Source organism: Sideroxyarcus sp. TK5 (assembly GCF_054601595.1).
The window spans coordinates 37,516-62,851 of the sequence record NZ_BAAHSJ010000002.1 but is presented as its reverse complement, the minus strand read 5'-3'; the positions used below and the strand labels follow the sequence as shown (position 1 = coordinate 62,851).

Sequence of the window (25,336 nt, the reverse complement as noted above, 5' to 3'; positions counted from 1 at the left end):
TCATCGAGCTATTCATACTCGCGATAGTGGTTGCCGTGGTAGTTCTGGCGCTACGTCCGCCGCGCAAATGAAAAGGGCCGCGACTGCGGCCCCTGCCCCCTGCACGGCCTGCCAGTGGCTAGCGCATCCTGCTTTGTCGCGAGCCGCTGGAAGGACGCTCCATCCAGCTCTTGATGCGGTTGGCGTCGCCGACCCGGGTGTTCTTGCCCCACGAATCCAGCAGCACGATCACCGTGGGGCGCTCGGAAAACTTGGCCTGCATCACCAGGCAACGTCCCGCTTCGCTGATATAGCCGGTCTTGGACAGGCCAACATCCCAATTACGATTGCGCACCAGCGGATTTGTGTTGACGAAATGCAGGGACTGGCGGGCATTCACCTTCACTACATGGCGGCTCTGAGTGGACGCACGCTGGATAGGCTCATAGTTCTGCGCTGCCAGCACCATCTTCACCAGATCCTGCGCAGTGGACACGTTCTCGCTGGTCAGGCCGGTCGGGTCCTGGAAACTGCTATCTTCCATCCCCAACTCGCGCGCCTTGGCATTCATCATCGCCACCAGCACCGGCATACCGCCGGGATAAGTGCGGGCCAGCGCGGACGCCGCGCGGTTCTCGGAAGCCATCAGCGCCAGCGTCAACAGATCGCCCCGGGAGAGCGTCATGCCCTGCTTCAGGCGTGACTTCGTGCCTTTCAGGCGATCCCGGTCTTCGCGGGTGATGGTGATGGGTTCGTCCAGCGGCAGTTTCGCGTCCAGGATAACCATGGCCGTCATGAGCTTGGTGATGGATGCGATGGGAACCACCGAATTGACGTTCTTGCTATAGACGGGCTGGCCGGTCTGCTCGTCATAGATCATGGCGATGGCCGAGCCCAACTTGGGCAGCTTGCCATAGTTCGCACGCTCGATACCCGCAGCCTGTGCGGAAAGCACAAATGACGCAAACAACGCAAAGACCAGTAAATAACGCATACACATCCTCTTGATACCTTACAAGACGGGGCGCAGGATAACCTATATGCCCCTGAGGGCAAGCCGGTCTGTTGCATATCCACCAAATATGGATAGCTCTACCGGGGCTGCATCCACAGATATTTTAAATATTGGCAGCAATTGAACGGTGAAAGCCGGCAATTGACATGTCTATCCGCTCATCGGCAAATGCCGGCCGCTGGTCGCGCGCTATGCCTGGCGCGCTTCCTGTTGCTGCAAAGCCCACATCTGGCTGTATACCCCCTGCCGCGCCAGCAGTTCCCGGTGCGTACCGCGCTCGACGATGACGCCCTTGTCCATCACCAGGATCTGCTCGGCGTCCACCACGGTGGACAGGCGATGAGCGATGATCAGCGTGGTGCGTTCGCGGGCGATGTGGCGCAATTCGTCCTGGATAGCCTTTTCCGACTTGGAATCCAGGGCAGAGGTCGCCTCGTCGAAGATCAGAATGGCCGGATCCTTCAGCATGGCGCGCGCGATGGCGACGCGCTGCTTCTCGCCACCGGACAGTTTCAGGCCGCGCTCACCCACCATGGTGTCGTAACCCAGCGGCAGGGATTCGATGAAATGATGGATATGTGCCGATTGCGCGGCGCGCAGCACTTCGTCGCGCGTCGCGTCGGGACGGCCGTAGGCGATGTTGTAGTAGATGGTGTCGTTGAACAGCACCGTATCCTGCGGCACGATGCCGATGGCAGCACGCAGGCTGGCCTGCGTCACGCTGCGAATGTCCTGCCCGTCGATCACCACCGCGCCGCTGTCCACATCGTAGAAACGGAACAGCAGCCGGGAAAGTGTGGACTTGCCGGCCCCGCTCGCCCCAACCACCGCCACGGTATGACCGGCAGGGACGTCGAAACTGACGCCGTGCAATATCTGCCGGGTCGGATCGTATGAGAACTCGACCTGCTCGAATCGCACGGCAGCATGCTCTAGACGCAGGGGCTGTGCATCCGGAGCATCCTCCACTTCACGGTGCACATCCAGCAGGCGGAACATCTTCTCCATGTCGGCCAGCGCGTTCTTGATCTCGCGGTAGACGAAGCCGAGGAAGTGCAGCGGCATGTACAGCTGCAGCATGAACACGTTGACCAGCACCAGATCGCCGACTGTCATCTTGCCGGCCACCACCTGCTGTGCCGCCAGCAACATCAACAGTGTGACGCCGATGGCGATGATGATGCTCTGCCCCGCGTTCAGTGTCGCCAGCGAGGTCTGGTTGCGCACCGCCGACACTTCCCAGCTCTTCATCTGTTCGTCGTAACGCGCCACCTCGTATTTCTCATTGCCGAAATACTTCACCGTCTCGTAGTTGATCAGGCTGTCGATGGCGCGCGTGTTGGCCTTGGAATCCATGTCGTTCATGGTGCGGCGGAACACCATGCGCCACTCCGTGACCACCAGCGTGAACACGATGTAGGCGGCCAGCGTGACGAAGGTGATGATGGCGAACATCGGGTCGTATTTCACGAACAGGATGGCCGCCACCAGTCCGATCTCCAGCAGCGTGGGCAGGATGTTGAACAGCAGGAAGGTGAGCAGGAAGCTGATACCGCGCGTGCCGCGTTCGATGTCGCGGGAGACGCCGCCGGTCTGGCGCTCCAGATGGAAGCGCAGACTCAGGCTGTGCAGGTGCTCGAACACCTGCAGCGCCACACGGCGGATGGCGCGCTGCGTGACCTTGGCGAACAGTGCGTCGCGCAGCTCGCCGAACAGCGTCGACAGCAGGCGCAGCAGGCCATAGCCCAAAATCAGCATCACCGGTACGGCCAGCATGGCCTGCGGTTTGCCCATCTCGTCCACGATCTCCTTCAGCGCCAGCGGCACGACCACGTTGGCCAGCTTGGAAGCGACCAGCAGCATGACGACGAAAGCGACCCGCCATTTGAATTCGAGCAGGTAAGGAACAAGACTCTTGATCACCGTCCAGTCGGTGCGGGTGGGCATGCCGGAGGAAGGTGAGTGGTGCGAACTGGCGTGGCGCATCGGGCGAACCAAGGATGAGAACGGGCTGCATTATAGCCGCAGCCCCCGCCGCGATGCTCAGTCCGGGACGCCCGGTCGCCCGAAGTGATAGCCCTGCGCGCTGTCCACGCCGATCTCCGCCAGCATGCGCGCGGTCGCCTCGTCCTCGACGAACTCGGCGATGGTCTTCAGGCCGAATTCGTGTGCCATGCGGTTGATGTGCTCGACCATGATGCGGTCGCGCGGGTCGTTGACGATCTGTTGCACGAAGCTGCCCTCGATCTTCACGTAATCCACCGGCAGGTATTTGAGATACATGAAGGACGAGAAGCCGCTGCCGAAATCGTCCAGCGCGATCTTGATGCCGGTCCCCTTCAACTCCTCGATCACCGCCCGCACTTGCGACAGGTTGGGCAGGGCCTCGCGCTCGGTCAGCTCCAGCACGATCAACTCGCACGGCATGCCCGCCTCGCGCGCGATCGCCGGAATGGCGCGCACCCATTCGATGTCATTGAAGCTGCGCGGGAACAGATTGAAGAATAGCTTCACACCCTGGTTCTTGCGGCTGACTGCGGCATAGTGGGCCAGCCCCTTGCGGAACACGGTGCTGTCCATCTCCTGCGCCATGCCCAGCTTCTCCGCCACCTCGACGAACTCGCCGGCCGGCACGACCACCTCGCCGTCGCGGATGCGCGCCAGCACCTCGTATGCCTTGATGGAGCCGTCGCGCAGGTTGATGATGGGTTGCAGGTGTGCCTCGACCCGGCCTTCGCGCAGCGCTGCGCGAAGGAACTCGCCCTGGCGGAACACATTCATCATGCTGCGGTCTTCTTCGCTCTCGGCCGTCATCACCTGGTTCTTGCCGCGCGACTTGGCCTTGTACAGCACCACATCCATGGCCGAATAAATCTCACCCTCGGTCAGGCCGTCCTCCGGATAGCTGACCAGACTGAAACTGGCGGTACAGCGTACCTTTCCGACGGGCAATTCGAACTCCTTGTCCTGCAGCGATTGCAACAGTTTGTTCGCCACCTGCAAGCCCTTCGCCAGCTCGGTCTCGGGCAGCAGGATGGCGAACTCGTCGCCGCCCAGACGCGCCAGCACATCGCCTTTGCGCAGGCATCCCGAGAGCAGCATGGACAGCTCCTTGAGCACCAGGTCGCCGACCGGATGGCCGAAGGTGTCGTTGATGTACTTGAAGTTATCCAGATCGACCATGATCAGCGAGAAACTGCGCTGGTGGCGCGCGGAACGGATGATCTCGTAATGCAGGAAATCCTCGAACTTGCGCCGGTTGTACAGGTCAGTCAGCGGATCATGGGTGGACAACTCCTCCAGCCTGACGTTGTATTCGTGCACCGTCTTCAGTAGTCCGTTGAAATACTCGGCCAGACTCTGCAGCTCCAGCAGCGGGATGTCGTATTTCACGCGCCGCGTCAGATCCATGTCGACCGATATCTCGCGCATCACGCTGACCAGTTTGGCGATGGGCAACACGAACAGGTAGCGCAGTTTGAAATACAGTACGAGAAAAACGAAGCCGATGATGGCAAGGGTATAGACCAGCATGGAATTGAGCACGCTGCTGAACGATACCTTGAGGTTCTTCACCGGATAGCCGATGTCAATCACGCCATGCACCGCGCCGACGTGCGACTGCGTGTGGCAGCCCAGACATTCTTCCGTGGCGTGCAGGGGATAGAGATAGCGGATCTCGTCCACATTCGGGAACAGCAAGGCCTCCTGTCCGTCGGCCAGCGCCTTGCGCAGCGGCGCATCGGCGGCCACCGCCGCCGCCTCCTGCGGCATCGCGCCGAACTGGCCGGCGACCGCCTCGCCGCGATAGACACGGATCCTGAGATCGGGGAACTGGCGGTTCAGACGCTCGATGGCCTCATTGATGTCCTGCTTGCTCCAGCCCTTGCGCATGGCGGAATACAGGCTCTGGAACACCAGCTGCGACGTCTGCCGCGCATCCTCGCGCGCCAAGTCGTGCACCGCGCGGTCGCGGATCGCCCCGGACAACCCGAAGATGAGCACGAACGCCATGACCATGGCGACAACCGACAGAATGACGAGCAAACGACCCAGCGACATGTGCCGGATAAGACCTAACAGATACGCCATGCACCCTCCCCTTTTTTTGATGCCCTTATTTTTTGCGGGCTGAATACTAACCCGAGTCGGAAGATGGATGTCGCGAATGTTGCCCCCGAGGGCGATCAATGCCTTTGCCGCACCAGCAAACCGACCAGCAGGCGGATCACACCATAGCTCAGACGCGACAAGAAGATGGACACGAGATGGCTGGGCGGCCTGAGCACCTTTTCCGACTGATGCTGCACGGCATACATCACGTTATCGCGCAGACTGCCGGCGAACGCGCTGTCGCGCACAGCCAGGTTCGCCTCGCGCGCCATCCACAGGCTGAGCGGATCGAGATTGGATGAACCCAGCGTTGCCCACGTGCCGTCTACGACGCAGGCTTTGGCATGCATGAAACTGGCACGGTACTCATGGATCTCCACCCCATCCGCCAGCATCCGCCCATACAGATACTGGGTCGCGTAATACTGGAAGCGGTATTCCACCCTGCCCTGGACCAGCAACACCACCCGCACGCCGCGCCGGGCGGCCCGCTTGAGTGCTCTGCGCATCCTGCGCCCCGGCAGGAAATAAGCATGCGCCAGCACGATCTCATGACGGGCAAGGTTGATCGCATGCAGATAGGCCGCCTCGATCTCGTGCCTGTGCCGCACGTTGTCGCGCAAGAGCAAAGTCGCCGCCGCATCGCCATCAGGGGCCTTGCGGCGGCGCAGCTGCCCGCGCAACCGTCCGATGCGCTTGCGCATACTGGCCCAGCGCACACCGGACCAGAGGTGGCGCATCGCCTCCCGCACATCATGGACCAGCGGTCCCTGCACGCGCACCGCATAGTCCAGGCGCGGCGCATCGAAACCTTCATCTTCCGGTATGTCGTCGATGATGTTTATCCCGCCCACATAGGCAGTCTCGCCATCGATCACCGCCAGTTTGCGATGCATGCGCCGCCAGCGGTAGCGGCGCATGGGAAAGAAGCCGCGCTCGCGGCGGAACCACAACACCTCCACGCCCGCATTGCGCAGCTCCTCCACCCACGTTTCAGGCAGATCGGCGGAGCCGAAGCCATCGATCAACAGCCTTACCGCGACCTGTCGTTGCGCCGCCTGCTGCAAGGCCAGCGACACATGTCTACCGGTCGTGTCGGCCGCGAAGATGTACGTCTCGAGATGCACGGTATGTTGTGCCGCATCGATGTCCGCACACAGTGCGGGGAAGAATTCCATGCCGTTCTGCAACAGCGTGAGGCTATCGGGACCGACCTGGAAATGACGGCTCATCTTCTTTTCAGGTCTGCAGAAAGTGCCGCATGGTCGGACTTGCGCCGTCCATCATGCACATCACACCCCACCACATCGAAACCGCGCGCGTAGATGCGGTCCAGCTTGAGCAAGGGGAATGCGGCCGGAAAACTGCGCGCGGGGACCCCGCAGCTGAGATGGAACACATCCTGCACGCCGAGGCTTTCGCTCAAACCGCGCGTCAGTTCATTGCGCCAGTCGTTGAAATCCCCCGCGATGAGCAACGGGGCCTCGGCGGGCACCTCCCGCTGCGCATGCTCGATCAGCGACTGCATCTGCTGCCGTCGGCCGCGCGCAAACAACCCGAAATGGGTGCAGAAGCAATGCACGGACTGCCCCTTCACATCGATCTCGCAATGCAGCAGGCCGCGTTGCTCGAAACGGTGTGCCGAGACATCGCGGTTGCGCGTCTGCACGATAGGGAAACGGCTCAGGATGGCATTGCCATGATGGCCATGCTCATACACCGCATTCATGCCGTAGGCCTGATGCGCCCAGAATTCATCGGCGAGGAACTCATGCTGCGGTTCGACCGGGTAAGTATGGTGACGCCGCGCATGATGTGCATGCTCGCCCTGCACTTCCTGCAGGAACACGATGTCCGCGTTCAACGCGCGCAACTGTTCGCGCAGGTCATGCAACACCACCCGCCGGTTGAACGGCGAGAAACCCTTGTGGATGTTGTAGGTGGCGATCTTGAGATGGGGCATGGCAGGCATTCTACCCAATCGGCCGGTCCGTTAGCAGGCACGACAGTTTGCGCCGCCGTATCAAGCGTTGCCCAACCCCTTCGTCGGCAGATCGATCTGCTGCGCGAAATCCAGCATGCGTTTGATGGGCTGCACGGCGCGCGGGATGATGGCGGGATCGACATGGATCTCGTTGTGGCCTTTTTCCAGCACTTCGGCGAGGTTCTGCAAACCGTTCATCGCCATCCACGGACAGTGGCTGCAGCTGGTGCAGGTGGCACCGTGACCGGCGGTGGGGGCTTCGAGGAATATCTTGTCGGGACACAGCGTGCGCATCTTGTGCAGGATGCCGTTATCGGTGGCGACGATGAATTCCTTCGCTGTTGAATTCTGCGCGGCTTTGATGAGTTGCGTGGTGGAACCGACCACATCGGCCTGCTGCACCACGGCGCGCGGCGACTCGGGATGCACCAGCACCAGCGCGCCGGGATGCTGCGCCTTCAGCTCCTGCAGTTCGCGGGCCTTGTATTCGTCGTGCACGATGCATGAGCCTTGCCACAGCAGCATGTCGGCGCCAGTCTGCTCCTGCACGTAACCGCCGAGATGACGATCCGGTGCCCACAGGACCTTCTTGCCCTGCTCGTGCAGATGCTTCACCACCGGCAATGCGATGGAGCTGGTCACCATCCAGTCGGCGCGCGCTTTAACGGCGGCGCTGGTGTTGGCGTACACCACCACCACACGGCCTGGATGCGCGTCGCAGAAGGCGGCGAATTCGTCCGCCGGACAGCCGAGGTCGAGCGAACACTCGGCTTCGAGGTCGGGCATCAGCACGCGCTTCTCGGGGTTGAGTATCTTGGCCGTCTCGCCCATGAAGCGCACGCCTGCCACGACTATCGTTTTGGCCGGATGTCGGTGACCGAAGTTGGCCATATCGAGCGAATCAGACACGATGCCGCCGGTTGCCTCCGCCAAATCTTGCAAATCCGGATGCACGTAGTAGTGCGCGACCAGCACGGCGTCCTGCTCTTTCAGCAGACGCTTGATGCGTGTGATCAGTTCGGCCTTCTCTGCCGCATCAGGCTCGCGCGGCTTTCTCGCCCAGGCATGCGCCGTACTGCAGCTGGCCTGCGCCATGTCGGGGTGTTCGTAAGCGATGGATATCTCCTGTTCAGCCATGCTGCACTTTCTCCGGTAATTGCATGATCGCCGCGCGGTTGCTCGGCGAGAAGACCTTGTCCGCCGCCTCCTGCCATGGCAACCAGAGACTGTTCAAATGCTCACGCGGCGAGAGTCTGACAGGAACGGGAAGAGGAAGTTGCAGACCGAATACATGTTCAGTGTTGCGCGTGACACCGGGCGGGTAGCGGTGACGCCAGTGCGGGTAGATCTCATATTCGTTCTGATGTTGCCAGTCGGTCAGCTGGAACGCTGCTGCATCGATGCCGGTCTCTTCCGCCACCTCGCGCAACGCGGTGTCGCACAGCGTTTCATCACCGTCGCGACTGCCGGTGACCGATTGCCAATAGCCCGGGTGGTCGGCGCGTTCCAGCAACAGGACCTCGAGGGCTGCAGTGTAGATGACGACCAGAACGGAGACAGGCTGCTTGGTTCGCTGCATCACGCAAGGAACACCCAGAATGGTTTGCCCGCCTGTTTCCAGCAGCTCACCGTATCGTTGAATATTTCCATGACGATCCCATGATCCGCTGCGGTCAGCCCCAGCGTGTCGCCGCTGTTAAGCAGCAGCAACACGTATCCCTCGTCAAACTCGTCCAGCCATGACAGGTCGCACAAGGCATCTGCCAGCGCATCGAAGTTATGGCCGAACCAGTCCGGTGCCTGGATGGCATGTGCGATAGCCGCAAGGAATTCGCCCTTGCTGTGCACATTCGCCATATCGATCTCGAAACTACGAAACTCGGCCAACGCGATATTGCCGCGCAACACTTCGACCGGACAGCCCAAGCGGTAGACACCAGCCTCACCCATATCCTGCAAGCGGTCACACAAGTCGCTCATATTCACTCCTTGATGCGTTTGAAACTGCGGTAGTGGTCGTCTGTGTAGTAACACTCCGGTATGACGCCGCACACGATGCGGCGCGCACCGCGATGGCCGACACCCGGTGTCCTGACCGTGTATTCGCGGTAATAGTTGCGCGGCTGCTGGGGCAGGATGCGTTCGCGGTTCTTGAACTCGATGCCGTCACGCTGGTAGGGGAACGGGCCGCCCTCATTGATAAGCTGCAAGGTGTCGCGTGCCTCCGGAGGCAGTTGCGCAACGGAGACGACCGCGAGCGTGGCGACTTGCTGGTCGCGTGCCTGTGCGAACGGCAGGCACAGCAGCAGGGCGATCAGCAGCCCCCAGCCAGCCTGTGCCGCGCGGCGCATGGTTTATTCCTTGCTGACTTCCACGGTTGTCTGCACTTGCTGACGCAGACGGATGTGCAATTCGCGCAATTGCTTCTCGTCGACGGCGGACGGTGCCTGTGTCAGCAGACACTGGGCACGCTGCGTCTTGGGGAAGGCGATCACGTCGCGGATGGATTCGGCGCCGGTCATCATGGTGACGATACGGTCCAGACCGAAGGCCAAGCCGCCATGCGGCGGTGCGCCGTATTGCAGTGCGTCGAGCAGGAAACCGAACTTGAGCTGAGCTTCTTCCGCGCCGATGTTGAGCGCGCGGAACACCTGGCTCTGCACGGCTTCCTTGTGGATACGCACCGAACCGCCACCGATCTCCCAACCGTTCAGCGCCAGGTCGTAGGCCTTGGCCAGACAACGCCCGGGGTCGGTTTCGAGGAACTGCAGGTGCTCGTCCTTGGGCGCGGTGAACGGATGGTGGCAGGCATTCCAACGCTTGGCTTCATCGTCGTATTCGAACATAGGGAAGTCCACCACCCAGATCGGCTCCCACGCCTTGCCGTTGGTGTAGCCTTTCTCGTGGCCGATCTTGCTGCGCAACGCGCCCAGTGCGTCGTTGACGACCTTGGTCTTGTCCGCGCCGAAGAAGATGATGTCGCCGTTCTGCGCGCCGGTGCGCTCGACGATGGTCTTCAGCGCCGCTTCATTCAGGTTCTTGACGATGGGCGACTGCAGGCCGGTCTCGTTCAATTGTGTCACGTCGTTGACCTTGATGTAGGCCAGCCCCTTGGCACCGTAGATACCCACGAACTTGGTGTACTCATCGATCTCACCGCGTGTGAATGCGCCGCCGTTCGGCACGCGCAGGGCCGCCACGCGACCGCCGGAATTCGCCACGCCGCTGAACACCTTGAACGCCACGTCCTTCACCGCGTCGGTGACTTCGGTGATCTCCAGCGTGACGCGCATGTCCGGCTTGTCGGAACCGAAACGGGCCATCGCTTCGCCGTAACCGATGCGAGGGAACGGGTTGGGCAGATTGACGTTGAGTACTTCCTTGAACACGACGCGGATCATCTCTTCGGTCAGGTTCATGATCTGCTCTTCGCTCATGAACGAGGTCTCGATATCGACCTGGGTGAACTCGGGCTGACGGTCGGCGCGCAGGTCTTCGTCGCGGAAGCATTTGGTGATCTGATAGTAACGGTCGAAGCCGGCCACCATCAGCATCTGCTTGAACAGCTGCGGCGACTGCGGCAGCGCAAAGAAGTCACCGGCATGCACGCGCGACGGCACCAGATAGTCGCGTGCGCCTTCCGGCGTGGACTTGGTCAGCATCGGCGTCTCGATGTCGATGAAGCCGTGGTCGTCGAGGAAGCGGCGGAACGCGCGGGCGGTCCTGTAGCGCAGCATCATGTTCTTCTGCATCTGCGGACGGCGCAGGTCGACGACGCGGTGGGTCAGGCGCACGTTCTCAGACAGGTTATCTTCATCGAGCTGGAACGGCGGAGTGACAGAAACGTTCAGTACTTCGATCTCCTGGCAGAGGATCTCGATCTCACCGCTGGTCATATTCTTGTTTTCGGTGCCTTCCGGACGGCGGCGCACGCGGCCGGTGATCTTCAGCACGAACTCGTTGCGCACGGATTCAGCGATGGCGAACATGTCGGCACGGTCCGGATCGCACACCACCTGCGCGATGCCTTCGCGGTCGCGCAGATCTATGAAGATCACCCCGCCGTGGTCGCGGCGGCGATGCGCCCAGCCGCACAGGGTGACGGTCTGGCCGAGATGGTTAACGTTGAGTTGCCCGGAGTAATGAGTTCGCATGATAGGGATACAAATAGAAAAGGTACTGGAAGGACTTAATTGGAAGCGGCAAGCTGGGCTGCGTTCTCAGGGGTGGTGACCACGCCCATGGAAACGATGGCTTTGAAAGCCGCATCCACGCTGATGTCAAGTTCGATGGTCTCGGACTTCTTGACATAGAAATAAAAACCGTTGACCGGGCTGGGTGTGGTCGGCACGAACACGCCCACATATTCTTCGCCGTGCATTTTGCGCGTTACCTCTGCGGGCACACTGGTCTGGAAGGCCAGCGACCACGCTTGGGCATGCGGGTAGCGCACCAGCAACACCTTGCGGAAAGAATTGCCGCTGCCGGAAAGCAAGGTGTCGCTGACCTGCTTGACGCTGTTGTAGATCGCGTTCACGAACGGGATGCGGCGCAACAGCCCTTCCCACCAGTCCAGCAACTGTTGGCCGAACACGTTGCGCACCAGCAGCCCGGTGAGCAAGATGATGCCCACTGTCAGTATCACCCCCCAGCCGGGAATATGGATACCGAGCAGATTGTCCGGATGCCAGGCTTCTGGCAGCAACAGCAGCGACTGGTCGAGGATGCCGATGATGAAGCTGAGCACCCACAGGGTGATCACCAGTGGCACCAGCACCAGCAGGCCGGTCAGCAGATAATTTTTCACTTAGTGCGTACCTGCAGCCGGACAGGATGCGCAGCCCGAAGGCTCGCAGGCTGGCGCCGGCTTGTTCTTGAAGTCGGTGACGTAATAGCCGTTACCCTTGAGCTGGAAGCCGGCAGCGGTCAGTTGCTTGGAAAAAGTCTCCTGGCCGCAATCCGGACAAGTCGTCAGCACCGGATCGCTGACCTTCTGCATCACGTCCTTCTGCACTCCGCAGCTACTGCAACGATAGTCGTAGATAGGCATGGTTTTCTCCTGCAAATCGAAAGGCGCGCATTATACATTAGCCGCCTGCTGCTCGCGCCACTGGCCGCAGCCCAGCCCGTCCAGCGCCCAGTCGCCGATGCGGTAGCGGATCAGGCGCAAGGTCGGGAAGCCCACTGCCGCCGTCATGCGCCGCACCTGACGGTTGCGGCCCTCGTGTATGGTGAGTGCCAGCCAACTGGTCGGGATGGCCTGGCGGAAACGCACCGGCGGGTCACGCAGCCACAGCCCGACCGGCTCCGCCATCGCCACCGCCTCGGCCGGCAGGGTCATGCCGTCCTTGAGCCTGACACCCTGGCGCAACTGCGCCAGCGCCGCCTCGTCCGGGATGCCTTCGACCTGCACCCAGTAGGTCTTGGGCAATTTGTGTTTCGGATCGGTGATGCGATGCTGCAGCTTGCCGTCATCGGTGAGCAGCAACAGGCCTTCGCTGTCGGTATCCAGCCGGCCGGCGGGATAAACGTCGGGAACGGCGATATAATCCGCCAGCGTCGGATGCAGGCCGTCCTTGCTGAATTGACAGATCACACCGTAGGGTTTGTTGAACAACAGGATACGACTCATCGCTATCTTTCCAATATTCCGGACACCAACATGACAACCGCAAAGATCATCTATACCCTGACCGATGAAGCGCCGCGTCTGGCGACCTACTCGTTGCTTCCCATCATACAGGCCTTCACCAAGGCGGCCGGCGTCACCGTTGAAACGCGCGACATCTCGCTGGCCGGGCGCATCCTTGCGAATTTTGCCGACCAGCTGACCGACTCGCAAAAGATATCGGATCAACTGACCGAACTGGGCGAGCTGACGCTAAAGCCGGAAGCCAACATCATCAAGCTACCGAACATCAGTGCATCCATCCCGCAACTGAAGGCGGCGATCAAGGAATTGCAATCCAAAGGCTACATGGTCCCCGACTTTCCGGACGAACCGAAGAACGATGCCGAGAAGGAGATCAAGGCACGTTACGGCAAGGTGCTGGGCAGCGCGGTGAACCCGGTATTGCGCGAAGGCAACTCCGACCGGCGCGCCGCACCTTCGGTCAAGCAATACGCCCGCAAGCATCCGCACCGCATGGGCAAGTGGGAGAAGACTTCCAGAACGCGCGTGGCGCACATGACGAGCGGCGATTTCTACGGCAGCGAAAAATCGGTGACCGTGCCGGAGGCTGTAGGCACCCGCATCGAGTTCGTGGGCAAGGATGGCAAGGTGAGTGTGCTCAAGGATAAGCTCAACCTCAAAGCCGGCGAGATCGTCGATGCCGCGGTGATGTCGCGCCGCGCACTGCGCAAGTTCTACGCCGAGCAGATCGAAGCAGCGAAGAAAGAAGATGTACTGCTATCGCTGCACCTCAAAGCTACCATGATGAAAGTGTCCGACCCCATCATGTTCGGCCATGCCGTGTCCGTGTTCTTCCAGAAGGTGTTCGACAAGCACGGTGCCCAGCTCAAACAGATGGGCGTCAACGTCAACAACGGTTTCGGTGATCTGGAAGCCAAGGTGCTGGCGCTGCCCGAGAAAGAGCGTGCCGCACTGGTGGCGGACATCGCCGACTGCTTCCGCAACGGCCCGGCGCTGGCGATGGTGAATTCCGACAAGGGCATCACCAACCTGCATGTGCCTTCCGACGTCATCATCGACGCTTCCATGCCGCCCATGATCCGCGACGGCGGCAAGATGTGGGGCGCCGACGGCAAGCCTTACGACACGCTGGCGATGATCCCAGACCGCTGCTATGCCAGCATCTACGTCGCCACCGTTGAGGACTGCAAGAAGCACGGCGCGCTCGACCCCGCCACCATGGGTTCGGTACCGAACGTCGGGCTGATGGCTCAAAAAGCCGAGGAATACGGCTCGCACGACAAGACTTTCGAGATGACCGGCGACGGTGTGGTGCGCATCGTCGATGCATCCGGCGAAGTATTGCTGGAGCAAAAGGTCGAGCAGGGCGACATCTTCCGCGCCTGCCAGACGAAAGATGCACCAATACAGGACTGGGTGAAACTCGCCGTCACGCGTGCGCGCCTGAGCAAGACACCGGCCATCTTCTGGCTGGACAAGGACCGTGGTCACGATGCACAGATCATCGCCAAGGTGGCGAAGTACCTGAAGGAGCACGACACCAGCGGACTCGACATCAGCATCATGGAACCGGCGGCTGCCTGCCGCGCCACCTTGGCACGTGCGCGCAAGGGGCTGGATACCATCTCGGTCACCGGCAACGTGCTGCGCGACTATCTCACCGACCTGTTCCCCATCCTCGAACTCAACACCAGTGCCAAGATGCTCTCCATCGTTCCGCTGATGAACGGCGGCGGCCTGTTCGAGACCGGCGCCGGCGGTTCCGCCCCCAAGCATGTGCAACAGTTCCAGCAGGAGAACTGCCTGCGCTGGGACAGCCTGGGAGAGTTCCTGGCGCTGGGCGTGTCGCTCGAACATCTGGCGCAGACTTTCAATAACCCGAAGGCGCAGGTGCTGGCCGACACGCTGGATCAGGCCATCGGCAATATCCTCGACAACGACAAGTCACCCGCGCGCAAGGTCGGTCAGATCGACAACCGCGGCAGCCACTTCTATCTCGCGCTGTACTGGGCTCAGGCGCTGGCCGCGCAGGACAAGGATGCGGCACTGAAGGCGAAGTTCGTTCCACTGGCAAAGCAACTGGGCGACCACGCGGCGAAGATCGATGCAGAACTGATCGCCGCACAAGGCAAGCCGGTGGACATGGGCGGCTACTACCTGCCCGATTTCGACAAGACCTCGAACGCGATGCGCCCAAGCAAAACGTTCAATGCGGCGTTGAAAACGATCTGATCCGCGCGTTCCGCGCAAACAAAAAGCCCGACGTGAGAACGTCGGGCTTTTTTACGGCAACAAAAAAACCGCTAATTAGGCGGCTTGGATGTTGGAGGCTTGCTTGCCCTTCGGGCCTTGCACGACTTCGAAAGACACCTTCTGACCTTCTTTGAGAGACTTGAAGCCGCTCATGTTGATCGCGGAGAAGTGCGCGAACAGGTCTTCGCTGCCGTCATCGGGAGTGATGAAACCGAAACCCTTTGCATCGTTGAACCATTTAACAGTACCGTTTGCCATGTCTTGCTTCCTTACAAAAAACGCGGGTGGATTCCCGCCAACTGTTTAAATCCAAGACCGCACATGGCAAAACCAGTACTGCAGATACTTTGATTCAAACACCTGCGCGCTTTTTAACCCAGCTTTCGCCACACCGTCAAGAGCTTATTGTATTTATTTGCGCAACAGACTTGAAAAAGCCCCGCTAATCGTCAAATATGCAGACAAACGCAATGCGACAATGATTTCGATGGCAACCAGGCAAGAGAACGTCCAATTACTGGAGCGCGGCAAGACCAAACCGCCGAAGATGTACAAGGTGGTCTTGCTGAACGATGACTTCACCACCATGGAGTTCGTCATCGAGGTGTTGCAGATGTTTTTTTCGATGAGCCTGGAACAGGCGACACAGATCATGCTCAAAGTGCACAACGAGGGTTCTGCCGTATGCGGACTGTATCCCAGGGACATCGCGGAAACCAAGGTTCAACAAGTCGTCGGATATGCAATACAGCGTGGGCATCCCCTGAAATGCCGCATGGAGGAAAATTGAATGATCGCCCAAGAACTTGAAGTCAGCCTGCACCTCGCCTTCGTCGAGGCCCGCCAGAAACGCCACGAATTCATCACCGTGGAACATCTGCTGCTGGCGATGCTGGACAACCCTTCCGCCGCGCATGTGTTGCGCGCCTGCGGGGCCGACCTGGATGAACTGCGCAGCGTGCTGACGCAGCATATCGAGTCGCACACGCCCGTCGTACCCGGCACCGGGGAAGTGGATACGCAACCGACCGTGGGTTTCCAGCGCGTGATCCAGCGCGCGATCCTGCACGTGCAATCCACCAACAAGAAAGAAGTGACCGGTGCCAACATCCTGGTCGCCCTGTTCGGCGAGAAGGAATCGCATGCAGTGTATTTCCTCAACCAGCGCGCCATCACCCGCCTCGATGTGGTGAACTACATCGCTCATGGCATCAACAAGACCGCCGAGGCCCAGCCCGCCACGCAAAGGACGGAAGGCGATGCCGAGAATGAATCCGCACAGCAGGGCGACAGCGCGCTGGCGAACTATACACAGGACCTGAATGCTTCCGCGCTGGACGGCAAGATCGACCCGCTGATCGGCCGTGCACTGGAGCTGGAACGCGTGATACAGACCCTGTGTCGCCGCCGCAAGAACAACCCGCTGCTGGTAGGCGAAGCGGGCGTCGGCAAGACCGCCATCGCGGAAGGGCTGGCGCGACGCATCGTGGAAGGCGAAGTGCCGGACATCCTCAAGGACGCACAGGTGTATGCGCTGGACATGGGTTCCTTGCTGGCCGGGACGAAATATCGCGGCGATTTCGAGCAGCGCCTGAAAGCCGTTCTGAAGGAGCTGAAGGAAGCGCCGAATGCCGTACTGTTCATCGACGAGATACATACCCTGATCGGTGCTGGCGCAGCCTCGGGCGGCACAATGGACGCCTCCAACCTGCTCAAGCCCGCCCTGTCGAGCGGGCAGTTGAAGTGCATCGGCGCGACCACCTATCAGGAATACCGCGGCATCTTCGACAAGGATTCCGCCCTGTCGCGCCGCTTCCAGAAGATCGATGTGCCGGAGCCATCGGTGGAACAGACCATCGAGATCCTGAAAGGGCTGAAATCACGCTTCGAGGACCACCACAGCATCAAGTTCAGCGCCGCAGCCATCACCAGTGCGGCCGAACTGTCGGCACGCTTCATCAATGACCGCCACCTGCCTGACAAGGCCATCGACGTGCTGGACGAAGCAGGTGCCGCCCAGCGCATCCTGCCGAAATCCAAGCAGAAGAAGACCATCGGCAAGCACGAGATCGAGGAGATCATCGCCAAGATCGCGCGCATCCCGACCCGCACCGTGTCACACGACGACCGCAACGCACTGAAGAACCTGGACCGCGATCTGAAAGCGACAGTGTTCGGCCAGGACAAAGCCATCGATGCGCTTGCGCGCGCCATCAAGATGTCGCGCAGCGGTCTGGGCAATCCGCAGAAACCGATCGGCAGTTTCCTGTTCTCCGGTCCCACCGGTGTCGGCAAGACCGAGGTGGCACGCCAGCTCGCCTACAGCATGGGCATGCCCATCCACCGTTTCGATATGTCCGAATACATGGAACGCCATGCCGTGTCGCGTCTGATCGGCGCACCGCCGGGCTATGTGGGCTTCGAGCAGGGCGGCCTGCTCACCGAAGCGATCAGCAAGCAGCCGCATTGCGTGTTGCTGCTGGACGAGATCGAGAAGGCGCACCCGGACATCTTCAACATCCTGCTGCAGGTGATGGACCACGGCACGCTCACCGACAACAACGGTCGCAAGTCCGACTTCCGCAACGTGGTCATCATCATGACCACCAACGCGGGCGCGGAAGCCTTGAACAAGGTGCAGATCGGCTTCACCAAGAGCGAATCAGCAGGCGACGAGATGGGCGACATCAAGCGCCTGTTCACGCCCGAGTTCCGCAACCGTCTGGATGCCATCGTGTCCTTCGCACCTCTCTCCAAAGAGATCATCTTGCGCGTGGTGGACAAATTCCTCATGCAACTGGACGAGCAACTGCACGAGAAGAAAGTGGATGCGATCTTCACCGACGCGCTCAAGGACTATCTCGCCGACAACGGTTTCGATCCGCTGATGGGTGCCCGCCCGATGGCGCGCCTGATCCAGGACACCATCCGCTCCGCGCTGGCGGACGAACTGCTGTTTGGAAAACTCGCCAACGGCGGCAAGGTCACGGTCGACATGAAGGACGGCAAAGTGGCGCTGGAGTTCGAGGAAGAAGAAGCTGTCCCTGCATAAGTTGCAATACCGGGGGCGCTTCGCCCCCTCTCCCACCGGCCCGCTGCACTTCGGTTCGCTCGTTGCGGCGGTCGGCAGTTTTCTGGAAGCAAAAAAACACAACGGCGTCTGGCTGGTACGCATAGAGGATCTGGACACCCCGCGCTGCATGCCGGGTGTTGCCGATGACATCCTGCGCACGCTGGATGCATTCGGGATGCACAGTGACGAGCCGGTCATCTACCAAAGTATGCGAACGGCAGCGTACGAAGAAGCACTGCAACAGTTGACAGCGTCCGGCGCAGCCTATCCATGTTGCTGTACGCGCAAAGAGGTCGCCGATTCGGCGTTGCATGGTATCGAGGGGTTCGTGTATCCGGGTACCTGCCGCGACGGCATGGCACACCCGCGCGCGACCCCGGCCTGGCGGGTGCGCACCGGCCTTCCCGTTTCCCCTTCACCGATCGAATTCGAGGATGCGCTGCAAGGCCGCGTCGCGCAGGATCTGGCGCGCGACATCGGCGACTTCGTAGTGAAGCGCGCCGACGGGCTGTTCGCCTATCAACTGGCGGTGGTGGCGGACGATGCGGCGCAATCCATAACGCATGTCGTACGCGGTGCCGACCTGCTGAACTCCACGCCGCGCCAGATCCATCTGCAACGACTGCTGGGCGTTCCCGTCCCGTGCTACATGCATCTGCCCGTTGCGGTGAACGCGGCTGGCGAGAAACTGAGCAAGCAGACCCTGGCACAAGCCGTGGATGTCTCGCAGCCGGTCGATGGGCTATGGCGCGCACTCGTATTCCTGCGACAAAATCCGCCGCGAGAACTGCGGACGGCCGATCTGGATAAGGTGTGGGACTGGGCGCGCGCGAACTGGCGCCCGGAAAAGTTAGTCGGCCTGCGCGCGCTGCCTGCGATGACGGATGAACTCGAACATCGCGGGGACGAATGAGATGAAGACGATGGCGAGGATCATCAGGGTGAGATTGTCCTTGATGACCGGGATGTTGCCGAAGAAGTAGCCGGCCAGCGTCAGGCTGCCGATCCAGGTCACGCCGCCGATGATGCTGTACATCACATACTGGCGATAGTCCATGGTGCCGATACCCGCCACGAAGGGCGCGAAAGTGCGGATGATGGGCAGGAAGCGCGCGAAGATCACCGTCTTGCCGCCGTGTTTCTCGTAGAACGCATGGGTCTTTTCCAGATGCTCGTGCTTGATGAGGCGAGAGCCGGCACGCTCCAGCAGTCGCAATCCCAACAAACGCCCTATCCAGTAGTTGGTGTTGTCGCCCATGAAGGCGGCCAGGATCAGCAGCGGCATCGCCACTTCCAGTTGCAGCGAGCCCATGCCGCACAGGGCACCGATCACGAACAGCAAAGAATCTCCCGGCAGGAAAGGCGCAACCACCAGTCCGGTCTCGGCGAAGATGATCGCGAACAGGATGGCGTAGACCCACACGCCGTAATCCTGCACCAACGCGAGAAGATGCGTATCCAGGTGCAGGACGATATCGAGAAATGCAGCGAGGAACTCCATCGTTTAGGGCAACACTTCTTCGGATTCGGGTTTTTCCGGCTTGATGAAGTCTTCGCGACAAACACCGAACATGAGCAGCAAGGGGCTGGCGACCAGAACGGAAGAATAGATGCTGAACATGATTCCGATGGTCAGCGCCAGTGCGAAGTAATGCAGCGTCTCTCCACCCAGCAGCAGCATGGCCAGCACCATCAACTGCGTGGAACCGTGGGTGATGATGGTACGCGACATGGTGCGCGTGATGGCGTTGTCGATGATCTCGGCGACTTCGGCCTTGCGCATCTTGCGGAAGTTCTCGCGGATACGGTCGAACACCACCACCGACTCGTTCACCGAGTAACCCAGCACGGCCAGCACGGCCGCCAGCACCGACAGCGAGAATTCCCACTGGAAGAAGGCGAAGAACCCAAGGATGATGACCACATCGTGCAGGTTGGCGATGATGGCTGCGAGACCGAACTTCCACTCGAAACGCAGCCACAGGTAACCAACGATACCCAGCGAGACCAGCAGCAGTGCCATCGCACCGTTCTCGACCAGATCCTTGCCCACCTGCGGGCCGACGAACTCGACTCGGCGCAACTCGACTTCCGCATCCGCACGCAGGGCGGCCAACACCTGCTCCGACAGGTTCGCACCCATCTTGTTGTGCTTGAGCGGCACCTGGATCAGCACATCGTGCGTGGTGCCGAAGTGTTGCACCAGCGCATCCCCCAGTCCGATCGCAGCCAACTCCTCGCGCACCTTGTTGGTGTCGCTGGGTTGTGCGTAGTGGACTTCGATCACCGTACCGCCGGTGAAGTCCACGCCGAAGTTCAGGCCCTTAGTGGCCAGGAAGAACACGGAGAGCAGGAAGGTCACCAGCGAGATGGTCGTGGTGAGCTTGCCATAGCTCATGAAGGGGATGTCTTTATTGATGCGGAAGAATTCCATGTCTGTTTCCCCTTAACCGATAGCGACTTTGTTCAGACGCGCCTTGCGGCCGTAGATCAGGTTGACAAATGCGCGCGACACCATCACGCCGCTGAACATCGAGGTCAGGATGCCCAGACACAACACCACCGCGAAGCCCTTGACCGGACCAGAACCGAACATGAACAACGCCACACCCGCGATCAGCGTGGTGATGTTGGAGTCAAGGATGGTGGCAAAGGCATTCTCGTAGCCGGTGTGAATCGCCATCTGCGGCGGCACCCCGTTGCGCAGTTCCTCGCGGATACGCTCGTTGATCAACACGTTGGCATCGATCGCCATACCCAGCGTCAGCGCGATACCCGCCATGCCAGGCAGGGTCAATGTCGCTTGCAGCATGGACAGCAGCGCGATCAGCAGCAGCAGGTTGGCCCCCAGCGCCAGCACCGAGATGGTGCCGAACATCAGGTAGTAGGCGATCATGAACACCGCCACCATGATGAAACCAATCTTGGTGGAATCGAAACCGCGCTGGATGTTGTCCGCCCCCAGGCTGGGACCGACCGTGCGTTCCTCGATGATCTCCATCGGCGCAGCCAGCGCACCGGCGCGCAGCAGCAGGGCGATGTTCTGCGCTTCGGTGGTATCCATCTGGCCGCTGATCTGCACGCGACCGCCGCCGATCTCCTCGCGGATCACCGGCGCGGTCACCACTTCACCGCGTCCCTTCTCGAACAGGATGATCGCCATGCGCTTGCCCACGTTCTCGCGCGTCGCTTCCTTGAACTTGCGCGCACCGACCGCATCCAGATTGATATGAACGGCCGGTTCGTTGTTGCGGCTGTCGAAACCGGGCTGGGCATCGTTGATGCGCTCTCCGGTCAGGATCACGCTCTTCTTCACCACCAATGCCGTACCGTCGCGCTCCTGGAATATCTCGGTGCCGAATGGCGCCGCACCGTTCACGCCGATCTGGCGGTCATCGTCCACCAGACGCACTTCCAGCGTGGCGGTGCGGCCGAGGATGTCCTTGGCTCGCGCCGTGTCCTGCACACCCGGCAACTGCACCACCACGCGGTCCGCACCCTGCTGCTGGATGACCGGCTCGGCCACACCCAGTTCGTTCACGCGGTTGCGCAGCGTGACCAGGTTCTGCTGCAAGGCAGAATCCTGGATGCGCAGCTTCTCCTGCTGTTTCAACGTCGCCTGCAGCAGATAGTCACGCCCCGCATCCTTGCCGTCGAACTGCAGGCCGGCGAAGCGCTGCTTGAGCTCGGCTTCACCCTTGCTGCGCGCCTCCGCATCGCGGAACTTGACGAGGATGGCTTCGCCATCCAGGCTCACGCCGGAATAGGGGATGCGCGCTTCACGCAGCGTACTGCGGATATCGCCGGAAAAGGATTCCAGCGCCTTGTCCAGCGCGGCCTTCATGTCCACCTGCATCAGGAAGTGCACACCGCCGCGCAAATCCAGCCCCAGATACATGGGCAGCGCGTTCATCCCGGTGAGCCAGGCGGGCGAACGCGACAACAGGTTCAGCGCCACCACATAGTCCTCGCCCAGTTTTGCGTGCAGCACATCCTTGGCCTTGAGCTGACTGTCAGTGTCGGAGAAACGCGCCTTCACGCTGTTCGCGTCCAGCGAGATCACCTCGGGAGACAATTGTGCATCGCGCAGCGCCTGTTCGACTGTCGCCAGCAGTTGGGTATCCGCCTTCAGATGACTACGCAGCGGCATCACCTGCACCGCCGGGGATTCGCCATAGAAATTCGGCAAGGTATAGATGAATCCGGCCACCAGCACGACCAGGATCAACAGGTTCTTCCACAACGGATAACGGTTCATCGCGATACCTTGCCAATAGGGGGATTACAGGGACTTGATGGTGCCTTTGGGCAGCACGGTCTGGACAGCGGGCTTTTGCACTTGCATTTCCACACCGTCAGCGATCTCCACCATCACGTTCTCTTCGCCGACCTTGGTGATCTTGCCCAGCACCCCGCCGATTGTCACCACCTCATCACCTTTTTGCAGCGCGGCGACCAGCGCGGCATGTTCCTTGGCGCGCTTCTGCTGCGGACGCAGGATGAGGAAGTAGAACACCGCCAGCAATGCGATCAGCGGCAGGAACTCCATGAAACCGCCGCCCGCCGGTGCGGCAGCACCTTCCGCGTATGCATTACTGATGAACAGTTCGCTGATCGAAGTCATTTATTACTCTCCAGTTGTTGGTTGGGTGACTAAAAAGAAGGCGCGCATTCTAGCATGGAAGACATGACACTTCAGTGACCGGACGGCACCCCGCCTCGTGCGCGCGCCGCATGGAACTCGGCCTGGAACGCATCGTAGCGTCCCGCCTCGATGGCGGTGCGGATGTCACGCATCAGGTCCTGGTAGTAATGCAGGTTGTGGATGGTATTGAGCCGCGCACCGAGGATCTCGCCCAGACGATGCAGGTGATGCAGGTAGGCGCGACTGAAGTTCTTGCAGGCATAACAGCCGCACTCAGGATCGAGCGGACCTGTATCGAGCCGGTGTACCGCGTTCTTGATACGCACATCGCCGTGGCGTGTGAACAGATGGCCGTTGCGCGCGTTGCGCGTGGGCATCACGCAGTCGAACATGTCCACGCCGTTGGCCACCGCTTCCACCAGATCCTCCGGCGTGCCCACGCCCATCAGGTAGCGCGGCTTGTCTGTCGGCAACTGCGGCGCGGTGTGGCGCAGGATGCGCAACATGTCTTCCTTGGGCTCGCCCACCGACAGGCCGCCGATGGCAAAACCGTCGAAGCCGATATCCATCAGGCCGCGCAGCGACTCGTCGCGCAGATGCTCGTGCATGCCGCCCTGCACGATGCCGAACAGGGCGTTGGGATTGCCTTCATGCGCCTTTTTGCTGCGCTCGGCCCAGCCCAGGCTGAGGCGCATCGACACGCCCGCCACCTGCTCGTCCGCCGGATAGGGCGTGCATTCGTCGAAGATCATAACAATGTCGGAATTGAGCACCTTCTGGATGCGCATGGATTCTTCCGGCGAGAGGAAGCATTTGTCGCCGTTGACCGGGGAACGGAACTCCACGCCGCCGCCGGTGATCTTGCGCAGCTCGCCCAGACTGAACACCTGGAAGCCGCCAGAATCGGTAAGGATGGGGCCATCCCATCCCATAAAGTTGTGTAGCCCGCCATGCGCTTCGATCACCTCCAGCCCTGGACGCAACCACAGGTGGAAGGTGTTGCCGAGCACGATGTGCGCGTCGATGTCGCGCAACTCCTGCGGCGACATCGCCTTGACCGTACCATAGGTGCCGACCGGCATGAACGCGGGTGTCTCGACCTTGCCGTGTGCCAGTTCGACGGTGCCGCGACGCGCGGCACCCGATGTGTTGTGTAGTGTGAATTTCATGGGGGCGAATCTGGAATGGAGACATCGGAAAGGGGCGATTCTACCCGATAGCCCCGCCCCGCCCAATGTCATGGCCCGCGCCGCAACCGGCCGCTGACCCGCGATGCCGCGCTACTTCTGCGCCTTTACGATACTCATCGCCGCCGCCACCATGCTGCCCATGTCAGCCATGTTGCCGGGCAGGATGAGGGTGTTGCCTTGTTTGGCGACGCCGCCGAAGGCTTCGACGTATTGCTCGGCGACCTTGAGGTTGACTGCGTCCATGCCGCCGGGGGACTGGATGGCTTGCGCAACCTTCTGGATGGCTTCGGCATTGGCGGTGGCCACGGCGAGGATGGCGGCAGCTTCGCCCTGCGCGGTGTTGATGGCGGCCTGCTTCTCGCCTTCGGAGCGCTGTATGAAAGCTTCGCGCTCGCCGGTGGCGATGTTGATCTGTTCCTGTTTGCGTCCTTCGGAGGCGGCGATCAGGGCGCGTTTCTCTCGCTCGGCGGTGATCTGCGCCTGCATGGCGTGCAGGATCTCTTTCGGCGGGGTGAGGTCCTTGATCTCGTAGCGCAGCACTTTCACACCCCAGCTGGTGGCAGCCTCATCCAGCGCGGCGACCACAGCGCGGTTGATGTCGTCGCGCTCCTCGAAGGTCTTGTCCAGCTCCATCTTGCCGATCACCGAGCGCAAGGTGGTCTGCGCCAGTTGCGTGATGGCCATGATGTAGTCGCTGGTGCCGTAGGAGGCCAGGCGCGGGTCGGTCACCTGGAAATACAGGATGCCGTCCACCTGCAGCTGGGTGTTGTCCTTGGTGATGCATATCTGGCTGGGCACATCCAGCGGGATCTCCTTGAGCACGTGCTTGTAGGCGACGCGATCGATGAAAGGGATGACGATGTTCAGGCCGGGCGACAGGGATGAATGAAAACGCCCCAGCCGTTCGACCACCCAGGCGTGTTGCTGCGGCACGACCTTGAGTGCCTTGACGGCGAAGATGATGGCTGCGATCAGGATGAAGGTTGCGATTTCCATGATGTCTCCTCAGGATTTTTGCTGCGTCAGGATGAGCTTCGAACCTTGGACGGATCTGATATAGAGCGGCGCATCGCGCGGGACGTCCGCCTGCTCCGTCTCCGCGCTCCATTCCGCGCCCCGGTATTGCACGCGCACCGAGCCGTCGTTTTCCCACGCGATGACGCGCACCGGCTGACCGATGTCGAAGCTGTCGTTGTTGGCGTCAGGAGTGCGGATGGCTCTGCTACGGCGCAGGAGGAGAATGCCGATGACGGCAGCCGCACCGGCCAGCGATATCTGCCAGACCAGGTCCAAGCCGGCCAGCGCCGCCACACCACCAAGCGCCAGCGCGACAGACAGTACCAGCATGTAGAACGTGCCTGTAATCATCTCCAGTCCCAGCAGGATCAGGGCCAGGATGAACCAGTATGTGTACGCTGCCATGTGACTCCT

At 60.8% G+C, this 25,336-nt stretch carries 25 protein-coding genes; 4 read left to right on the top strand and 21 right to left on the bottom strand.

Features of this window, described 5'->3' with window-relative positions; translation table 11 throughout:
- Nucleotides 1-118: 118 nt before the first annotated feature.
- The 13 genes from pbpG to ACYPYQ_RS03245 form a co-directional block, all read right to left on the bottom strand.
- Nucleotides 119-973, bottom strand: a complete 855-nt coding sequence (gene pbpG, locus ACYPYQ_RS03305; RefSeq protein WP_459719621.1) for a D-alanyl-D-alanine endopeptidase — start codon at nt 971-973, stop codon at nt 119-121.
- 210 nt (nt 974-1,183) lie between these two features.
- On the bottom strand, nt 1,184-2,980 hold the full coding sequence (locus tag ACYPYQ_RS03300) for an ABCB family ABC transporter ATP-binding protein/permease (RefSeq protein ID WP_459719619.1): 1,797 nt from the start codon (nt 2,978-2,980) through the stop codon (nt 1,184-1,186).
- 57 nt (nt 2,981-3,037) lie between these two features.
- Nucleotides 3,038-5,086: a putative bifunctional diguanylate cyclase/phosphodiesterase gene (locus tag ACYPYQ_RS03295; RefSeq protein ID WP_459719616.1), complete on the bottom strand. Its 2,049-nt coding sequence runs from the start codon at nt 5,084-5,086 to the stop codon at nt 3,038-3,040.
- A 95-nt stretch (nt 5,087-5,181) separates the two neighbouring features.
- Nucleotides 5,182-6,339 carry a cardiolipin synthase ClsB gene (clsB, locus tag ACYPYQ_RS03290; RefSeq protein WP_459719614.1) on the bottom strand — a complete coding sequence of 386 codons (1,158 nt, stop codon included), beginning with the start codon at nt 6,337-6,339 and terminating at the stop codon, nt 5,182-5,184.
- Nucleotides 6,336-7,070, bottom strand: coding sequence for an endonuclease/exonuclease/phosphatase family protein (locus tag ACYPYQ_RS03285; RefSeq protein ID WP_459719611.1), 735 nt, complete (start codon nt 7,068-7,070; stop codon nt 6,336-6,338). The genes clsB and ACYPYQ_RS03285 overlap by 4 nt, the downstream gene beginning before the upstream one ends.
- Nucleotides 7,071-7,130: 60 nt before the next feature.
- Complete coding sequence (gene nadA, locus ACYPYQ_RS03280) at nt 7,131-8,228, bottom strand: quinolinate synthase NadA (protein ID WP_459719609.1); 1,098 nt, start codon at nt 8,226-8,228, stop codon at nt 7,131-7,133.
- Nucleotides 8,221-8,670, bottom strand: a complete 450-nt coding sequence (gene nudB / locus ACYPYQ_RS03275) for a dihydroneopterin triphosphate diphosphatase (RefSeq protein WP_459721196.1) — start codon at nt 8,668-8,670, stop codon at nt 8,221-8,223. Before nudB ends, nadA begins: the two co-directional genes overlap by 8 nt.
- Nucleotides 8,670-9,071 carry a barstar family protein gene (locus ACYPYQ_RS03270; protein WP_459719605.1) on the bottom strand — a complete coding sequence of 134 codons (402 nt, stop codon included), beginning with the start codon at nt 9,069-9,071 and terminating at the stop codon, nt 8,670-8,672. The genes nudB and ACYPYQ_RS03270 overlap by 1 nt, the downstream gene beginning before the upstream one ends.
- A 2-nt stretch (nt 9,072-9,073) precedes the next feature.
- Nucleotides 9,074-9,442 (bottom strand): guanyl-specific ribonuclease, encoded by a 369-nt coding sequence (locus tag ACYPYQ_RS03265; RefSeq protein WP_459719603.1) that lies wholly within the window; start codon nt 9,440-9,442, stop codon nt 9,074-9,076.
- A gap of 3 nt (nt 9,443-9,445) precedes the next feature.
- Nucleotides 9,446-11,245: an aspartate--tRNA ligase gene (gene aspS / locus ACYPYQ_RS03260; RefSeq protein WP_459719599.1), complete on the bottom strand. Its 1,800-nt coding sequence runs from the start codon at nt 11,243-11,245 to the stop codon at nt 9,446-9,448.
- A gap of 35 nt (nt 11,246-11,280) precedes the next feature.
- The gene (locus ACYPYQ_RS03255; RefSeq protein WP_459719597.1) at nt 11,281-11,898 is read right to left on the bottom strand and encodes a DUF502 domain-containing protein; all 618 of its coding nucleotides are present in this window, start codon (nt 11,896-11,898) and stop codon (nt 11,281-11,283) included.
- The gene (locus ACYPYQ_RS03250; protein WP_459719595.1) at nt 11,899-12,141 is read right to left on the bottom strand and encodes an FmdB family zinc ribbon protein; all 243 of its coding nucleotides are present in this window, start codon (nt 12,139-12,141) and stop codon (nt 11,899-11,901) included.
- A gap of 30 nt (nt 12,142-12,171) precedes the next feature.
- Entirely contained in the window at nt 12,172-12,723 is a 552-nt protein-coding gene (locus tag ACYPYQ_RS03245) for an rRNA large subunit pseudouridine synthase E (RefSeq protein ID WP_459719592.1), read from the bottom strand.
- A gap of 30 nt (nt 12,724-12,753) precedes the next feature.
- Between ACYPYQ_RS03245 and ACYPYQ_RS03240 the strand changes: the two genes are divergently transcribed.
- The gene (locus ACYPYQ_RS03240) at nt 12,754-14,976 is read left to right on the top strand and encodes an NADP-dependent isocitrate dehydrogenase (RefSeq protein WP_459719589.1); all 2,223 of its coding nucleotides are present in this window, start codon (nt 12,754-12,756) and stop codon (nt 14,974-14,976) included.
- 75 nt (nt 14,977-15,051) lie between these two features.
- Here ACYPYQ_RS03240 and ACYPYQ_RS03235 read toward each other — a convergent pair whose 3' ends face one another.
- Nucleotides 15,052-15,255, bottom strand: a complete 204-nt coding sequence (locus ACYPYQ_RS03235) for a cold-shock protein (protein ID WP_237248268.1) — start codon at nt 15,253-15,255, stop codon at nt 15,052-15,054.
- Between the two features lie 229 nt (nt 15,256-15,484).
- Between ACYPYQ_RS03235 and clpS the strand changes: the two genes are divergently transcribed.
- From clpS to gluQRS, 3 genes are read left to right on the top strand one after another with little or no spacing between them, the layout of a single operon-like run.
- Nucleotides 15,485-15,787, top strand: a complete 303-nt coding sequence (gene clpS, locus ACYPYQ_RS03230) for an ATP-dependent Clp protease adapter ClpS (RefSeq protein ID WP_459719586.1) — start codon at nt 15,485-15,487, stop codon at nt 15,785-15,787.
- Nucleotides 15,788-18,049, top strand: a complete 2,262-nt coding sequence (gene clpA / locus ACYPYQ_RS03225; protein ID WP_459719583.1) for an ATP-dependent Clp protease ATP-binding subunit ClpA — start codon at nt 15,788-15,790, stop codon at nt 18,047-18,049.
- 1 nt (nt 18,050) lies between these two features.
- Nucleotides 18,051-18,983, top strand: coding sequence for a tRNA glutamyl-Q(34) synthetase GluQRS (gluQRS, locus tag ACYPYQ_RS03220; RefSeq protein WP_459719580.1), 933 nt, complete (start codon nt 18,051-18,053; stop codon nt 18,981-18,983).
- Here gluQRS and ACYPYQ_RS03215 read toward each other — a convergent pair.
- The 7 genes from ACYPYQ_RS03215 to ACYPYQ_RS03185 all read right to left on the bottom strand — a co-directional run bounded on the left by ACYPYQ_RS03215 (nt 18,921) and on the right by ACYPYQ_RS03185 (nt 25,327).
- Entirely contained in the window at nt 18,921-19,571 is a 651-nt protein-coding gene (locus tag ACYPYQ_RS03215) for a DedA family protein (RefSeq protein ID WP_459719576.1), read from the bottom strand. The two genes, gluQRS and ACYPYQ_RS03215, sit on opposite strands and share 63 nt — an antisense overlap.
- Nucleotides 19,572-19,574: 3 nt before the next feature.
- Complete coding sequence (secF, locus tag ACYPYQ_RS03210; RefSeq protein WP_459719573.1) at nt 19,575-20,504, bottom strand: protein translocase subunit SecF; 930 nt, start codon at nt 20,502-20,504, stop codon at nt 19,575-19,577.
- Between the two features lie 12 nt (nt 20,505-20,516).
- On the bottom strand, nt 20,517-22,328 hold the full coding sequence (secD, locus tag ACYPYQ_RS03205) for a protein translocase subunit SecD (RefSeq protein ID WP_459719570.1): 1,812 nt from the start codon (nt 22,326-22,328) through the stop codon (nt 20,517-20,519).
- 24 nt (nt 22,329-22,352) lie between these two features.
- Complete coding sequence (gene yajC, locus ACYPYQ_RS03200) at nt 22,353-22,676, bottom strand: preprotein translocase subunit YajC (RefSeq protein WP_459721193.1); 324 nt, start codon at nt 22,674-22,676, stop codon at nt 22,353-22,355.
- A gap of 89 nt (nt 22,677-22,765) precedes the next feature.
- On the bottom strand, nt 22,766-23,884 hold the full coding sequence (tgt, locus tag ACYPYQ_RS03195) for a tRNA guanosine(34) transglycosylase Tgt (protein WP_459719567.1): 1,119 nt from the start codon (nt 23,882-23,884) through the stop codon (nt 22,766-22,768).
- Nucleotides 23,885-23,995: 111 nt separating this feature from the next.
- Nucleotides 23,996-24,901 (bottom strand): SPFH domain-containing protein, encoded by a 906-nt coding sequence (locus ACYPYQ_RS03190; protein WP_459719563.1) that lies wholly within the window; start codon nt 24,899-24,901, stop codon nt 23,996-23,998.
- Nucleotides 24,902-24,910: 9 nt separating this feature from the next.
- Entirely contained in the window at nt 24,911-25,327 is a 417-nt protein-coding gene (locus ACYPYQ_RS03185; protein ID WP_459719560.1) for an NfeD family protein, read from the bottom strand.
- Between the last annotated feature and the right edge of the window lie 9 nt (nt 25,328-25,336).